This window comes from Paenibacillus zeisoli (assembly GCF_003994465.1).
Taxonomy (GTDB): domain Bacteria; phylum Bacillota; class Bacilli; order Paenibacillales; family Paenibacillaceae; genus Fontibacillus; species Fontibacillus zeisoli.
In genome coordinates this window covers 79517-94070 of record NZ_RZNX01000004.1, presented here as the reverse complement: position 1 = coordinate 94070, position 14554 = coordinate 79517, and the positions used below count along the sequence as shown (strand labels likewise).

The window sequence follows — 14554 nt, the reverse complement described above, 5'->3', positions numbered from 1 at the left end:
ACCCTTTGGATAAAGTAAAATAACCAAAAAAATAACCCAAGCGTTGACTACGCCTGAGTTACCCTCTTTGAAGATTAGGAACCTTCGTATTCCTTATTCGCCGTTTCCAGCATCGATTTCCAATCCGAGAAATCCGTCTCCCGCGCCACATGGCGGTCAAACAGCTCATCCGGGATGTTATGGACATCCTCCTGGGTTTGAATCTGGAAATTCCCCTTTTCCACGAACGCTCCAAAGCTGTTAAACCCGGAATGCTTGCTCATGAATGATTCATTGAACAGCTTCTCTAAAGGCACATTGTTCGGGTCTTCCTGAACTGTTCTTTGTCCTTGTAATTCCACCAGCAGATCATCAAATGACATTGGCTTTTGTCTTCTCAGAAATCATCACTCCTATAAAATATAGTTATTCGTCTTTAAGATTAACGGGAGATGGTTCGCTATCCCGGTTCTTGGTCCCTTTACTCTTGTAGGGTTTGGGTGCGCTCTTCGCTTTGTTGGCACTAGCCTGCCACCGGTTCCAGCCCTTCTTGCCTGTTCCCCTGCCTGTTCCGCCTTTGCCCTTAGCTTTACTCAAATAATCACTCCGTTAATATTGATCTTACCGCCATCTGTCCACACGCCGCTCCACATGCACCGTACGGGTTACTTACCACTTTATAACCAGTTTAACACATTTACTCACTTACTATGTGGAAAGAGCTAAAGATTCACTGCAAGTTCGGCTGATATAGGAATATTTTTAAAATCTTTCAGCTCAATCCGCGGTTGTGGAAAGAATTAAAAAGGAGCCGCCAATAGGCAGCCCCTTGTCCAATAATCTTTGAAATTATTTGTCCAGCTTTCCTTTATTCACAATATAAGGACCTGTTCCCGGCGTTGAGTGCTGATGATCCGCAGGCGGCTTCAACTCAGGCACTCCACCTTGAGCCTGGGGATTCGCAACATACTCGAAATTGCCTGTTCCATCCGGCAGCGGCCCATTCGCCCAGCGTCCTGCACTGCTCGCTTCTCCCTCGGAGAAGTTAAGGAATTGGCGTGTTGCCTCTTCCACAGTCTGCTCGCGCGGGAAGGAAGCCGGAGCAATAGGTCCCTCCAGCTGCTCAATCTCTTCAATGGCCGCCATCCATTGATTCTGGTGCATGATGTCGCGGGCGATCATGAAGCTCAGCATATCGCGGATACCCGGATCTGTCGTCTGCTCATAGAGCCGTACAACCTGCACAAGGCCCTGGGATTCCGCATTCAGATTGGCACGGAAATCAGCGAGCAGGTTCCCGCTCGAGATGATATATTTGCTGTTCCAAGGATATCCGTTACTGTCGCTTGGCATCGCACCCATGCCCGACACGATCGTATGCTGCGGGTTCATACCGCCCAGTGCTGCTGCAATGAGAGGATCTTTAGCCATTTCATCCACCTGATCCGCAGGCGCTCCGTCCAGCAGCTGAGAGATCATGGTACACAGCATTTCCACATGACCGATCTCCTCAGTCCCGATATCCAGCAGCATATCACGATATTTGCGGTCTGCGCGGCAGTTGAAGCCCTGGAATAGATACTGCATCATTACGGACATTTCACCAAATTGCCCACCCAATACTTCCTGAAGCTTTCTCGCGTATACGGGATCCGGTTTCTCAGGCTTGGCACGAAATTGAAGTTCTTTAATGTGAAAAAACATAAAATGACTTCCTCCTTCGGTTATGGGGTTGCGTGTGTTGTCGCGTCTTGTCGCAGTATTCTTACCCTGTACTAAATAATTCCAATCAGCCGCACCGGCCAAAATGCAGCCAATTCTATCAGGCGGCCTTGTATTTCCTGCCCTATCCGTTCGTTCGTATTTGCTTAAATAAATAAAGGAATCCCCCACTCCGGCTAACCCGGAAGTGGGGGATTGATGTTAACAGCAGTCTAATACTGCTCTTTAATCCTGCACAATGATTAGTGTTTTTACACCATAATCTTGCAGATATTATTCGTGAATTCTACTGGATCGCTAACCGGCAACCCTTCGATAAGAAGAGCCTGATTGTACAGCAGATTCGTATACAGCTCCAGCTTCTGTGGATCGCTGGCTTTAGCGTCCTTCAGAGACTGGAATACGTCGTGATTCACATTAATCTCAAGCACCTTGTCGGCCTTCACATCCTGGCCGCTTGGCATGGCCTTCAAGATCTTCTCCATCTCGATCGTCAGCTCCCCTTCGGTAGACAAGCAGACCGGATGGGTCTTGAGACGCTTCGATGCCTTAACTTTAGTCACTTTACCGGCAAGGAAGCCCTGCATGGAGTCAAACAACTCCTTGTTTGCACTCTCCTCGGACTCGGATTGTTCCTTATCCGTATCGGCTTCAATCCCGAGATCACCACTGGAGACCGACTTAAATTCCTTCTCTTTATAAGTCATAATCACCTTCAGGGCGAACTCATCGATATCATCCGTTAAGTACAGAATCTCATAGCCTTTATCCGATACGACTTCAATCTGCGGAAGCTTCTCAATTCGCTCGATGGACTCCCCGGCAGCATAATAGATGTATTTCTGATCCTCAGGCATTCTGGATACATACTCATCCAGTGTGACCAGCTTCTTCTCCTTGGAAGAGTGGAATAGGAGCAGGTCCTGAAGCACTTCCTTGTTCATTCCATAATCGTTATAGACACCGAACTTCAGCTGACGGCCAAAAGAAGAATAGAACCGCTCATATTTCTCCCGCTCATCCTTCAGCAGGCTGACCAGCTGGCTCTTGATCTTGCTCTGAATGTTCTTCGCAATCAGCTTCAGCTGGCGGTCATGCTGCAGCATCTCCCGGGATATGTTGAGAGACAGGTCCTCGGAATCGACCATTCCTTTCACAAAGCTGAAGTAATCCGGCAGCAGATCGCCGCATTTGTTCATGATCAGCACGCCGTTCGAGTAGAGCTCAAGTCCCTTCTCATATTCCTTCGTATAGTAGTCGAATGGCGTATTCTCCGGGATGAAGAGGATGGCGTTATACACCACAGCTCCATCTGCCTTGATGTGGATGTGAGACAGCGGCTTATCGAACCCATATCTTTTCTCATTGTAAAAGTTCTCATAGTCCTCGTCCGTCAGCTCGCTCTTATTCTTCCGCCAAATCGGAACCATGCTATTGAGGGTCTGCTCTTCCACCGTCTCCTCGAACTCGTTGTCGCTGCCTTCCTTAGGCTGGCGGGAAGTCATGTCCATCTTGATCGGATATCGGATAAAGTCAGAATACTTCTTCACGATGCTTCTGAGTCGGTACTCGTCCAAATATTCATCGTACTGATCGTCTTCGGTGTTCTCCTTGATCTTCAGCACAATTTTTGTACCTACAGAGTCCTTAGCTGCAGGCTCAATCGTATAGCCGTCAGCTCCCTCGGACTCCCATTTGAAAGCCTCATCGCTGCCAAATGCACGGCTGGTTACAGTGACTACATCAGCAACCATGAAGGCCGAATAGAACCCGACCCCGAACTGTCCGATGATATTATGCCCGTCCTTCAGCTCATTCTCGTTCTTGAACGCAAGCGAACCACTCTTCGCAATAACGCCCAGGTTGTTCTCCAGCTCCTCCGGCGTCATCCCGATCCCCGTATCGGTGATGGTCAGCGTCCGGTTCGCCTTATCGGCAGTAATTTTAATGAAGTAATCTTCCTTATTAAACACCAGCGTGTCATCACTTAGCGCACGGTAGTACATCTTATCGATAGCGTCACTGGCATTGGAAATGAGCTCTCTGAGGAAAATTTCCTTCTGGGTATAGATGGAGTGAATCATCATATCCAGGAGCCGCTTGGACTCAGCCTGAAACTGCTTCTTTGCCATGATAGTCATCTTCCTTTCTTTGCGATTGTTTGTTATTCATTTTAGCACTCGGTCATTCAGAGTGCTAATTCTTATTTTTATATATCATGGGCCAAATAACGTGTCAATAGAAGTCATTGCTCATTAGCCTAAGCCAATACTTAATGCCTTGCATAATGTGTATTGTTCTGACAAGTGTTCTTCGAGAGAGGAGGAGACATTTATGGGTGGAGTTGGTGGCGTTGGCCTTGGAACTTCTACAGGAGCCATTCTGGTTCTGTTCATCTTGCTCGTAATTATTACTAGTGCCTTCATGGTGTAATTCTCAGCCCCTTTCTTATTAAAAATATAGTCACGGCTTAAGGCCTCCCTAGGTTTCGGGAGGCTTTTAGTCATGTCCATATTGATAATACACGGCGCACCATGCTTGCTCCGGACTCTTCCTGCATATTTTTCTCAGGAAGTTCACTTTCTTGTTGATTATTCCACAGCGGCAGGGGTTATACTAGTACTTGGTACTAAGATTAAGTGCTATGATGGTATATATTACATTTCATTTGACACTAAAGGAGAGGTTCCCCCTGAATTTCGAGCAATGGAACGCACCTGAACAGTATAATTTAACCTCTGAAATGGAGAACCACCCCTCAGATCGGCTGGCGCTGAAATGGTTAAGTGATCAGGGAGACTACGAAGAGATCACTTATGGAGAGCTTCTGAAGAAGGCGAATCAGCTGGCAGGCGGCCTTCAGCGGCTGGGGCTTGCGAAGGGAGACCGGGTACTGGTCATGGTTCCTCGTCAGATTATCGCTTATGTCATATACCTGGCTTGCCTGAAGATCGGAGCCGCGATTATTCCTTCATCGGAAATGCTTCGTGCCAAGGACCTTTCTTATCGCTTTGAGCATTCTGAAGCCAGAGCCGTGATTGCCTGGTCCACCCTTACTCAAGAAGTGGACAAGATCGAAGAAGAGCACCCGAACCTTCAGTACCGAATTGCAGTTAGCCATGGGGATACCGAAGGACATGCTAATGCGCAGGGCTGGCTGAACTTATCCAGTCTGATGGAGGGCGAGTCCGATGAATTCACAGCCGTGCCTACCCACCGGGATGATATGGCTATCCTTGCCTATACCTCCGGCACAACAGGAAATCCCAAGGGGGTCATCCACAGTCATGGATGGGCGTATACCCACCTGAAGATCGCCTCCACGCTGTGGCTGGATATCCAGCCGGGCAATATCGTCTGGGCAACCGCTGCACCCGGCTGGCAGAAATGGATCTGGAGTCCGTTCTTATCTGTCCTCGGCAAGGGAGCTACCGGATTTGTCTATCACGGTTCGTTCCAGCCTAATCAGTACTTGAATCTGATCAAGGAATACGGGATCGAGGTGCTCTGCTGCACTCCAACGGAATTCCGGATCATGGCCAAGATCGATCATCTGGGAGATTATGACCTCTCCTCTCTGCGCAGTGTGGTCTCCGCGGGAGAGCCGCTTAACCAGGAGGTTATCGAAGTGTTCCAGCGCGTGCATAATCTAACCATCCGTGATGGTTACGGTCAGACGGAGAGCACGCTGCTGATCGGGAATCTTATGGATTCCCCGGTTCGGCTCGGGTCCATGGGCAAAGCCATCTCCCCAGGCCTGATCGAGATCGTAGACGATTCTGGAAGCCCTCTGCCGGCCGGTGAAGTGGGAGACATTGCCGTTCACCTGAACATGCCTGCCTTGTTCAAGGGTTACTATAAGGATCCCGAGCGCAAGAAGAGCAATCAGCGCGGAGAGTACTTCGTGACCGGGGACCGTGCACGTGTCGATGAGGACGGTTACTTCTGGTACGAGGGCCGCAATGATGACATCATCATCAGTTCCGGATATACCATTGGCCCATTCGAGGTTGAGGAAGCGTTGATGAAGCATGCCGCCGTAAAAGAATGTGCCGCGGTGGCAAGCCCGGATGAGATCCGGGGCTCTGTGGTGAAGGCTTTCGTCGTCTTGGTAGAAGGGGTCGATGGCACGCCAGAGCTTGTCAAGGAGCTTCAGAGTCATGTTAAGGCGTTGACTGCGCCGTACAAATATCCCCGGAAGATCGAGTTCATCCACTCGCTTCCGAAGACGAACTCCGGCAAGATCCGCAGGATTGAACTGCGGGAGAAGGAGTATTCTTCAGGGAAATAGCATAGGCAGTAACAACCAATCCGTGAGCATGCGGATTGGTTGTTTTTTTGCCGGCGAAGATCTGTGTTGAATATATGTGGGTTCAAAGACATCAGCGAACTTAAGTACGAAACGATTCTTTCTATTAGATGACAGCCCTAGAATAACGTCTGCGACAAATTAATCACAAAGGTTAATGTAATACTGCTGAGAAGCATGGATACCAGCACCGCCTGGGCCGCAAACTCAGGCTCATTGCCATATTCTAGCGCTAAGGATGCACTGTTACGTGAGGTAGGAATGGCGCTTGCAATGAATAAGGCCTGCGCCGTAATTCCCTGAATGTTCAGGATATGGATGATGCCATATGCTACAATAGGTGCTATGACCAGTCGGATCATACTGCTGAGCAGAACCGTGGACGTGTTCCGGTGAAGCTTCGCTGAAGCGATCTGGGCTCCGATGGAGACGAGAGCGAATGAGAGCATGCCACTCGCGATATCGGACAGCGGGCTCAGAATCGGATCTGGAATCTGAACATTTAGCAGATGCAGGGCCGTCCCCGCAATAATGGCGTACAGGACCGGCATTTTGGCGAACTGGATGAGAGAGCTTCTGAGCCCGGCGGTGGCCTTGCTCGCATTTAATAAACCGTACGTAAATGTGGCGAATAGTTCAAATACCACAACGATAATCTGAACGGACATAGCGAATGGATCCTGCTTGAATGCCAGCGCATTAACCGGAATGCCGACATTCCCGTTGTTCGTTAGCGAGATACTGTTGGAGAAGCTGGCTGCCAGCGGCCGGGGATGATGCAGCATACGGCTTGTGACCAGTCCAATCAGGACGACAGCTACGAACTGCAGCAGCAGGAAGCCAATTACCGAGAAGAGCAGGCTGGCGGACAGGCGGGCTTCGTATATTTTGACAAAAGCAAGTGCAGGTACATAGTAGTACAAGATCAACTTGGAGAATCCCGTTAAGTCGAACCGAAATTTACGATGAAGCAGTGCTCCGATCCCGACTGGAATCAGAATGGGAATAATAATGTGGTAGAACGTATACAGGATCATCATGGCAACAACACTCCTAATTCGTCTTATCTATATGGTTATCATCTCGCCTGGTGTTAAGCATCTCCCCTGTATGCCCAATCGGGCCAAGTCGCTTACGAATGCAGCACCGTCTTGACGGATCGGGGGGAATGTATCGAAATGAATGGGGACTACGCAGCGGGCCTTGAGCCATTCCGCCGCAGTAAGAGCATCCTTTGGTCCCATTGTGAACCGTCCTCCTATCGGCAGGAAGGCCACATCAATGTCGAATCTCTCCCCGATCCATTTCATATCGCCGAACAGTCCCGTATCTCCGGCATGATATAGAGTTACATCCCCCATCTGCAGCACAACTCCGGCGGGAACTCCTGCATACAGCACCTCGCCATCCGATGTCGAAATGGAAGACGTATGCACGGCCTGGGTAAGATGTACATGACCAAAATTAAACTTCCATTCCCCGCCCACATGCATGGCTTCCGTTCTCAGCCCTTGCTTCGCCATGTGGATAGCGAGTTCTTCAACCGCGATGATGGATGCGTCATTCTGTTTTGCAACAGCAGCGGCATCGGTGATATGATCAAAGTGACCGTGCGTCAGAATCACATGCTGCACGTGAATATCCTCCGGGCTAGCAACCGCAGCGGGATTGCCTGTCAGATACGGATCGATAATAACCGAATGAGCGCCATCCGTTACCTGAATGCAGGAATGCCCATGAAACTGAATTTGCATATCAATTCCTCGCTTTCTTTTTTATAATAAATTAATCAACGTTCGTTGTATTTATTATTATATTCATTGGTCTTTAGTTGTCAATATTTGTTTGCCATCATCCTGTTTATGAGGAGCCGAGCAATGTTATCTGTTGAGAAACAAATCCTATATTTGATCTCTAGCACCCGAGATATTGATGTAAAAACTCTCGTCGATATCTATGAGGCCAGAGATGTGTCCCCCCAAATTATCCGGAATACGTTGTCCCGGCTGAAGAAAGACGGGTACATTGAATCCACTGAGCGTTCACGCTATGCTGTGACCCCACTCGGTTCTGAATTCATCCAGACCATTAACCGCAAGCCGCTGCTAATTGAGCAGCAGTGGGATGGCGTCTGGCACATGGTCATGTTCGAAGTGCCCGAAGCGGATCGGAAGAAGCGGGATGCGTTCCGCGGCGGCCTGCTGCAGTTGGGTTTTGGCCTGCTGTATAAGAGCGTCTATATCTCTCCCTGGGACTATACAGAGGACGTGCTTCTTCTCGCCGACAACCTGGGTATTACTGACTGGGTTACCCTTGGCAAAGGGAGCTTTGTCCATAACGGAATTACCCCCGAGAAGGCTGGGGAGATTTGGAGTCTCAACAGCCTGAACGAGGTCTACCTGACCAAGCAGGAATGGATACACAGCCGCTTCTCTCCGTCGCTCGAGTCCTTACTGAAAGAGAAGCCCGTGGATGACCGGGCCTTATTCGTCCGCTTCCTGGAGCTCGGGGAGATCATTGCGGAGCTTGGACTCAGCGACCCGATTCTTCCGGAAGAGCTGCTGCCTGAAGGTTGGATTGGAAGGTCCTGCTTCCTGGAGTATCAGCGCTTGCTGCGTACCATCGCAGGTGCAATCCCCGAGGAGTCGGCATATCGGGTGTTCGTGAATCGCTTTACTGCGAGCTAAGGCGGCGGCAATGGACGTGGTGCAAGAATTGGGCGAGCCACACATTGCTTGCTGCAAAAAGAAAACAAGCCCGAGCACACCGTGCCCGGGCTTGTTCCTGTTTAGCTGAACTACTAAATCACATGTACGCAGCCTTGTGAAATGTCACTGTCACCAAGGATCACATTGGCAAATGCCTTGCTCTCCAGCCTCATTTCACACCACACTTACCTGTGACTAATTCAATTTCGATAACCAGTCTTGCGATATAGCCTTAACCCCGATTTATCTCTTAAGCCTCGTCAATCTCGCTATTCTCCCGCTTCCCAATCCGGAATGCAAAGTAGCCAGCGATCACGATGGCCATGAACACGATACCGACTATGAGGGACGTCTGGGTATCTGGATTGAACCACATGCCAATGATCACGAGGAATAAGAAAATTATCGTAATGTAGTTGCTGATCGGGAAGAACCGCGATTTGAATGGATGCTCTCCCATCTCGTTCTTCCACTTCTTCCTGAATTTGAATTGGCTGAATGCCATAGCGAACCAAGGTACCATGCCGGGAAGTACGCTGGCACTGTAGATATACAGGAACAACTTCGAGTTCGGCGCCAGATAGTTGAACAGCACACCGAGAAGCAGCATGCAAATCGTCGTGATAATACTGTTTCTAGGCACCCCGCTTTTGGACACTTTCCCGAAGAACTTTGGTGCTTGTCCGTTCTTGGCCAGCGTATACAGCATTCTACCTGCACTGTAGATCCCGCTGTTGCAGCCAGACATCGCCGCAGTAAGCACCACGAAATTAATGATGCCTGCAGCAGCCACAATCCCAACCTTGGCAAAAGTCAGTACGAACGGACTTCCGATCTCACCGATCTGATTCCAAGGATAAAGTGTAACGATGATGAAGATCGCACCCACATAGAAGATCAGAATGCGCCAGATGATGTTCTTGATTGCTTTGCGCAGGGTCAGCTTTGGATTCTCCGCTTCACCTGCGGTTATTCCGACCAGCTCAACCCCTTGGTAGGCCGCTGTGACAATACAGAGCGCGAACAGGAAGCCTTTGAGTCCTCCTGCAAAAAAACCGCCGTGGCTGTATAGATTCGACAATCCGATGGGATGTCCGCCATTCCCAAGGCCAAAGAAGATCATCCCGGTTCCAATCACGAGCATAAAGACGATCGCCACAACTTTGATGAGTGCGAACCAGAATTCAAACTCTCCGTAGAACTTCACCGCCGCCAAATTGGCTGCTGCGATAATAGCCACACCTGCCAAGGCTGGCAGCCACTGCGGAATATCCGGGAACCAAAAACCCACATACACGCCAATCGCGGTCACTTCCGCCATTCCGACCGTAACCCAGAAGAACCAGTAGCTCCATGCGGTCAAGAACCCGGCCAGCGGGCTGATATACTTATGGGCAAATGTGGCAAATGAACCCGTTAGAGGTTCAACAATTAGCATTTCTCCCATAATCCGCATCACAAAAAACATAATAATCCCGACCAAAAGATAGGCCAGCAGTACCGAAGGCCCCGCCCACTTGATCGTACTCGCCGACCCCATGAAAAGGCCAACGCCAATCGTGCCTCCGAGTGCAATCAGCTCGATATGCCTCGGCTTCAGCCCTCTGTTTAATTGTTGTTTCGATTCCAAACCGAACGCTCCCCTTCGTTAATGTCTTTCTCAGTCGTTAATGATCTGGAAGACGTCCCTCCATAGCATTACAGAGATTTTATGACAAAAGCTGTATAAATTCAATGACAGAACGTAGGCATTTTGCTGGGAAATTAAATTTAGGCAATCTTAAGAAAATCGTTATCTTTTCCCTATTATTTCGTAAATATTATCCTTTATCTTAAATAGGGTAAGGAGAACACGCATCAGAAACGGGGAATTATAATGAGACTTAAGCGCATGAGCTTCAGCATGATGCTTACGGCGATGTTTGCAGCATATCTCTATATTGTAGTTAAAATAATATTATTTAAGTTTCACAGCATTGATCTCCATTTCATAAAACATCAGCTTAGCCAGCACCTCCACAGCCCCAATTTGATTAAGGATCAATTGATCTTTAATGCCAACTTCATCCCATTTCATGAGATTATGGAGTATTTTAAGCATGCAGACTTTCACAGCTTAATTAACTTTATTGGCAACATCGTAATCTTCATCCCCTTCGGGATACTGCTGCCGCTTATTTTCAAGAGAATGTCCAATCCCTTATCGAAAGTACTAATTCTGTCTTTCACCTTCAGTCTTGGACTGGAGACGGCCCAGCTTATGTTGGCGATAGGCACTTTCGATGTGGATGATCTGATTCTGAATACATTTGGGGGTGTGCTGGGGTATGGGGTGTATTCACTGGGCAACAAGAAGGTTCGGTGAGAGCATATTCCCTTGTTCACGTATTACAGCATCATTTAACAGACTTTTTACGGACGTTGTTGAAGGTTCGTTTGGTAACATTGGTGAGTCCTCAGGGATTATGCTTTAGGCTTTTTTGCTTTTTCGATGTGTTCAGCTCTGACTTTCGGATCTGTAATATTGGCTTCCTTAAGCTTCTCATAGATTTGATTAATTTCAGTATCTGTCAGTAGATTCGTGGGCTGCTCTGCCTTTATTCTAGTAATTTTCCTCTGTATAAATTCAGATAGTTCAACATCATAAACAATTAATTCATCCGAGCTAATTTTTCTAAGCTCAGGGTCAACGCTAAACCTACATCTCATTGTAAAAGAAATCATAGAGATATATCTTAAGTTCTTAAACTCGCTTATGTGAGCTTCCACGGCCTTAATATGGCCAAAATTTTGCATAAAGGGATTGTACATCTTAAATCGGTTACTAACACTCCAGTACTTTTCACTCTTCTTGCCTTTTATCTCACCATTGTAGTTCTTCGTTTCAATGACAAACAGAGCATAAGGAGAAATAACGAGGTGATCAATCTGGGAGTAACCAGAACGCGACTTTGAATTAGGAACTAATAAATCACTTAAATATTTACATTCCTTGGGTAGTTGATCCAGCTGAATATTAATCTTGTGTTCACCTAGCTCCCCTATACGTGTAGGTTCAATCTTCTTTCGTGGGGTGCTTTTCTTCTGTGGTGCCTGCTTTGTGGGTGTGTTACTTGATTTAAACATGGCTAGTAGTTTCTTTATCATTATGTAGGGCTCCTATGGCAATAAGATTAGGACTATAGTTAGTAAAATTATGTCCTCTATTCTATAATTATCGGTCATATAAGGAAAATGCTAAACATGCGCGTTATCTTGGCATTATTTTCACCCTTATATAGGCCCATATAATACTCTCTTAGGCCCCCCTTTCATCCCAACCAAAAAAGGAGCCTATTCAGCTCCTTTTCCCACTTATAATATCTTCAGCTTTATGGCTTCCGTTTAGCAATGACTGCATAACTTACAGATCTTGTGAAATTGGTTGGGTTCCACGCAGTGAAGAACCATCTGTCCTCAGCTGCGGAAAAGTTGTCCAGAAGGAATCCTTGATCATTACCGGAGAAAATCCAGGAACCGCTAATGATATTGAAGCCATTGCCGTTAATCGTAGTGCTTCTGAAGCTATTTGGAGGAAGCGTGACCGAAGAGAACGTGAAGCGTGCAAATCCATCTCCAAGGTCTGTTACACGGAGGGCTTTTCTAACATTTTTAACTACGTGACTTTGTTTTTTGAATTTTCTCCCTAGCTTTGCTTCCGCCTTCTTAATTCTCATCAAGGTTGCTTTTCTCAAAATAATCAACTCCTTAGTTGTTATACTATAGTTAATGAAGGAGCAGATACTTTGGAATGGACAAAACCTCCGGGAGATTGGTTGAATTATTTTAGCATCTTACGTACTTGCGTTTGAAGCCAAGGTGTCCCCTAGCTATCGCCTTTTGAATATTGTCCGTAGCGTTCAGGTACTTACTCTTTCCCTTGTCCTGTCCGACTTCCACAGGTCCTACAGCCTGTGCGGTCTGAACCGCCAGATCATGGAACGGTGAATAGGACGTAGCCACGGTATAAATGAAGTTATTCATCGCGTACTTCGTTCGCTCGGGAGAATCCTGAATCTCTGCTTCCACCCTTTTTAACATATGAGCCATTTTGCTCTCGTCAAACTCACGATCCGGGCGACTCCCAAGCAGCCAGCAGTAACAGCTCCAACCTGCGGACATTCTGAGTTCCTCGCCGCTTGCGATCCATTTATCGGCTACCCCTTGGGCGATCTCTGTCTCTGCCAAAGTTACGGCAACCACATAATCGGACAGCATATAGAAGTAAGCGGCATCTATCCACCGGTCGAAATCCGCTTCTGTCATTGCCCTCGGATCCGCAATTACACCGGCAAAATACATGGCGTCGTAGTTCCCTGTGGCGTAAAGCTGCTCAGCCAAAGGCTGATTCTTCTTGATCTGCTTGGCCATCGGCTTCATGGCCCCTGTAGCCACGCCAAAAAGCGGTTCCTGAGCGCCATTCGATATGTAAATTTTCTTGGTTCGTTCCTTGCCGAGAGCCTCGAGCTCCTGCATGACCGTTTCTAAATCCATATTTATCCCTTCTTTCTAGTGGTTATTAGCAAAATCATCCTCTTCAAATTGACATTTGAAGTAGGCGGACTTACAATAAATCCTTAAATTTAAATGATATAAGTGATCTTGAGAATTACCCATAGGCAAGAGTGTGAAATGAGTCTGGAGAAGCGAAGCGTTCGCCTTTGTTACCGGATTTCTACCTAATAAATTCAGTCAAGAAAACTGGGAACAACAGCGATCGGAAGAACATTTCACACGGCTGCCTAATGTGTAAATCAATAGATCAACTTATATTCTTTAACACACCTAGATACGGAGATGAACTTTATGCTAATCCGAGAAATTGAAGAACAAGACAATCAAGCCATGGAGCAGATCATTAAACGCTCCTTGGAATCTTTTGGACTGAACCTACCAGGAACCGCCTACTTTGACCCCCAGCTGGGCAGTCTGGCCGAGTACTATAAGCAGCAGCCTGGCTCCAAGTACTGGGTTATGGTTACGGATCAAGGTGAAATTGCAGGTGGAGTGGGCATTGGACGCTTCGGACAGATTCCCGAAGTTTGCGAGCTGCAGAAGCTGTATCTTGCGCCTCAGGAGCAGGGCAAAGGGCTGTCCAATGAGCTGTTGAAGGTGGCCTTGGATTTTGCCGCCAAGCATTATAAATACTGCTACCTAGAGACATTCGAGAAGCTGAAAGCCGCGAATTCTCTCTATCTCAAGTTCGGCTTCCGCCAGCTAGAACAAGGGCTTGAAGAGTCTGAGCATAACGCGTGTGACGCTTGGTATATGAAAGAGTTATGAGCTTACAGGCGGGAATATTTATAACTGCTTATTCATAACTATCCTGTTCTCATTGATTTTGTAGCCATTTTTCAGATAAAACGTCTCTGCAAGCCCTCCGTTTGCCGTTAATAAATAAATGCTTTGAACGCCGATCTTCCTAAGTTCATTCTCCAAATGAAGAAGCAGTTTAGATCCATAGCCTTTGCCCTGAATTTGATTGTTTATACAGAGCTCAGCAAGGTAAAAGGTTAATCCTGCATATGACTTTTTGCTATTTCCCGCAATAAATCCAATTAATTGATCATGATCGTATAACACAAAACCAAAGGACTTCGGTGTATTCAACAGGTCAGTAAGTCTTTCTTCCGCAGTAGGCCGAGTCCAGGTTTCTTTCCAGGGTTCACTATTAAATACCTGAACATAAAGCTCAGTACAGTGTCCCAATCTATCACTCGTAAAAGGCAGTATTCTCTCAGTCACCACAAATCCTCCTCTAAAATTAGGCTGATTTCTATATCTAATCATTTTGCTC

Annotated in this window: 16 protein-coding genes; 5 read left to right on the top strand and 11 right to left on the bottom strand. The window is 47.3% G+C overall.

All coding sequences use genetic code 11. The annotated features are described in order from the left end of the window. Positions 1–74: 74 nt before the first annotated feature. From EJP77_RS11835 to htpG, 4 genes are all read right to left on the bottom strand, one after another. Positions 75–362: a hypothetical protein gene (locus EJP77_RS11835; RefSeq protein ID WP_127199451.1), complete on the bottom strand. Its 288-nt coding sequence runs from the start codon at positions 360–362 to the stop codon at positions 75–77. 43 nt (positions 363–405) lie between these two features. After that, positions 406–576, bottom strand: coding sequence for a DUF3934 family protein (locus EJP77_RS11830; protein ID WP_127199450.1), 171 nt, complete (start codon positions 574–576; stop codon positions 406–408). A gap of 252 nt (positions 577–828) precedes the next feature. Further along, a complete protein-coding gene (locus tag EJP77_RS11825; protein WP_127199449.1) occupies positions 829–1683 on the bottom strand; it encodes a manganese catalase in 855 nt (284 codons plus the stop codon). Positions 1684–1952: 269 nt separating this feature from the next. Further along, on the bottom strand, positions 1953–3833 hold the full coding sequence (htpG, locus tag EJP77_RS11820) for a molecular chaperone HtpG (RefSeq protein ID WP_127199448.1): 1881 nt from the start codon (positions 3831–3833) through the stop codon (positions 1953–1955). A gap of 202 nt (positions 3834–4035) precedes the next feature. Between htpG and EJP77_RS11815 the strand changes: the two genes are divergently transcribed. Both EJP77_RS11815 and EJP77_RS11810 read left to right on the top strand, forming a co-directional pair. Continuing rightward, on the top strand, positions 4036–4134 hold the full coding sequence (locus EJP77_RS11815; protein WP_127199447.1) for a dihydroorotate dehydrogenase: 99 nt from the start codon (positions 4036–4038) through the stop codon (positions 4132–4134). A 214-nt stretch (positions 4135–4348) separates the two neighbouring features. Continuing rightward, positions 4349–5992, top strand: coding sequence for an acetate--CoA ligase (locus tag EJP77_RS11810; RefSeq protein ID WP_127199620.1), 1644 nt, complete (start codon positions 4349–4351; stop codon positions 5990–5992). A gap of 137 nt (positions 5993–6129) precedes the next feature. Here the strand turns inward: EJP77_RS11810 and EJP77_RS11805 are convergent, their stop codons facing one another. Together EJP77_RS11805 and EJP77_RS11800 are read right to left on the bottom strand one after the other, a co-directional pair. Next, positions 6130–7050, bottom strand: a complete 921-nt coding sequence (locus EJP77_RS11805) for an AEC family transporter (protein WP_127199446.1) — start codon at positions 7048–7050, stop codon at positions 6130–6132. 27 nt (positions 7051–7077) lie between these two features. After that, positions 7078–7764 (bottom strand): metal-dependent hydrolase, encoded by a 687-nt coding sequence (locus EJP77_RS11800; RefSeq protein WP_127199445.1) that lies wholly within the window; start codon positions 7762–7764, stop codon positions 7078–7080. Positions 7765–7887: 123 nt separating this feature from the next. On the opposite strand from EJP77_RS11800, the gene EJP77_RS11795 reads away from it, so the two are divergent. Beyond that, positions 7888–8697: a PaaX family transcriptional regulator C-terminal domain-containing protein gene (locus tag EJP77_RS11795; RefSeq protein WP_185897321.1), complete on the top strand. Its 810-nt coding sequence runs from the start codon at positions 7888–7890 to the stop codon at positions 8695–8697. A 271-nt stretch (positions 8698–8968) separates the two neighbouring features. On the opposite strand, the gene EJP77_RS11790 is transcribed toward EJP77_RS11795, so the two are convergent. Beyond that, positions 8969–10348: an amino acid permease gene (locus EJP77_RS11790; RefSeq protein WP_127199443.1), complete on the bottom strand. Its 1380-nt coding sequence runs from the start codon at positions 10346–10348 to the stop codon at positions 8969–8971. 246 nt (positions 10349–10594) lie between these two features. On the opposite strand from EJP77_RS11790, the gene EJP77_RS11785 reads away from it, so the two are divergent. Next, positions 10595–11083: a VanZ family protein gene (locus EJP77_RS11785; protein WP_127199442.1), complete on the top strand. Its 489-nt coding sequence runs from the start codon at positions 10595–10597 to the stop codon at positions 11081–11083. Between the two features lie 98 nt (positions 11084–11181). On the opposite strand, the gene EJP77_RS11780 is transcribed toward EJP77_RS11785, so the two are convergent. The 3 genes from EJP77_RS11780 to EJP77_RS11770 all read right to left on the bottom strand — a co-directional run bounded on the left by EJP77_RS11780 (position 11182) and on the right by EJP77_RS11770 (position 13251). Beyond that, positions 11182–11865 (bottom strand): nuclease-related domain-containing protein, encoded by a 684-nt coding sequence (locus tag EJP77_RS11780; protein WP_127199441.1) that lies wholly within the window; start codon positions 11863–11865, stop codon positions 11182–11184. A 224-nt stretch (positions 11866–12089) separates the two neighbouring features. Then, positions 12090–12452 carry a hypothetical protein gene (locus EJP77_RS11775; protein WP_127199440.1) on the bottom strand — a complete coding sequence of 121 codons (363 nt, stop codon included), beginning with the start codon at positions 12450–12452 and terminating at the stop codon, positions 12090–12092. 91 nt (positions 12453–12543) lie between these two features. Then, entirely contained in the window at positions 12544–13251 is a 708-nt protein-coding gene (locus EJP77_RS11770; RefSeq protein ID WP_127199439.1) for a DNA alkylation repair protein, read from the bottom strand. Positions 13252–13563: 312 nt separating this feature from the next. Here EJP77_RS11770 and EJP77_RS11765 point away from each other — a divergent pair, with 312 nt between their 5' ends. Further along, positions 13564–14040 (top strand): GNAT family N-acetyltransferase, encoded by a 477-nt coding sequence (locus EJP77_RS11765; protein ID WP_127199438.1) that lies wholly within the window; start codon positions 13564–13566, stop codon positions 14038–14040. Positions 14041–14058: 18 nt separating this feature from the next. Here EJP77_RS11765 and EJP77_RS11760 read toward each other — a convergent pair whose 3' ends face one another. Next, a complete protein-coding gene (locus EJP77_RS11760; protein ID WP_127199437.1) occupies positions 14059–14502 on the bottom strand; it encodes a GNAT family N-acetyltransferase in 444 nt (147 codons plus the stop codon). Between the last annotated feature and the right edge of the window lie 52 nt (positions 14503–14554).

Coding starts and splice junctions, on each gene's coding strand:
- EJP77_RS11795 (WP_185897321.1), top strand. CDS start 7,888: ATGTTATCTGTTGAGAAACAAATCCTATATTTGATCTCTAGCACCCGA.
- EJP77_RS11800 (WP_127199445.1), bottom strand. CDS start 7,764: ATGCAAATTCAGTTTCATGGGCATTCCTGCATTCAGGTAACGGATGGC.
- EJP77_RS11810 (WP_127199620.1), top strand. CDS start 4,349: ATGGTATATATTACATTTCATTTGACACTAAAGGAGAGGTTCCCCCTG.
- EJP77_RS11815 (WP_127199447.1), top strand. CDS start 4,036: ATGGGTGGAGTTGGTGGCGTTGGCCTTGGAACTTCTACAGGAGCCATT.
- EJP77_RS11825 (WP_127199449.1), bottom strand. CDS start 1,683: ATGTTTTTTCACATTAAAGAACTTCAATTTCGTGCCAAGCCTGAGAAA.
- htpG (WP_127199448.1), bottom strand. CDS start 3,833: ATGGCAAAGAAGCAGTTTCAGGCTGAGTCCAAGCGGCTCCTGGATATG.
- EJP77_RS11785 (WP_127199442.1), top strand. CDS start 10,595: ATGAGACTTAAGCGCATGAGCTTCAGCATGATGCTTACGGCGATGTTT.
- EJP77_RS11765 (WP_127199438.1), top strand. CDS start 13,564: ATGCTAATCCGAGAAATTGAAGAACAAGACAATCAAGCCATGGAGCAG.
- EJP77_RS11770 (WP_127199439.1), bottom strand. CDS start 13,251: ATGGATTTAGAAACGGTCATGCAGGAGCTCGAGGCTCTCGGCAAGGAA.
- EJP77_RS11780 (WP_127199441.1), bottom strand. CDS start 11,865: ATGATAAAGAAACTACTAGCCATGTTTAAATCAAGTAACACACCCACA.
- EJP77_RS11805 (WP_127199446.1), bottom strand. CDS start 7,050: ATGATGATCCTGTATACGTTCTACCACATTATTATTCCCATTCTGATT.
- EJP77_RS11835 (WP_127199451.1), bottom strand. CDS start 362: ATGTCATTTGATGATCTGCTGGTGGAATTACAAGGACAAAGAACAGTT.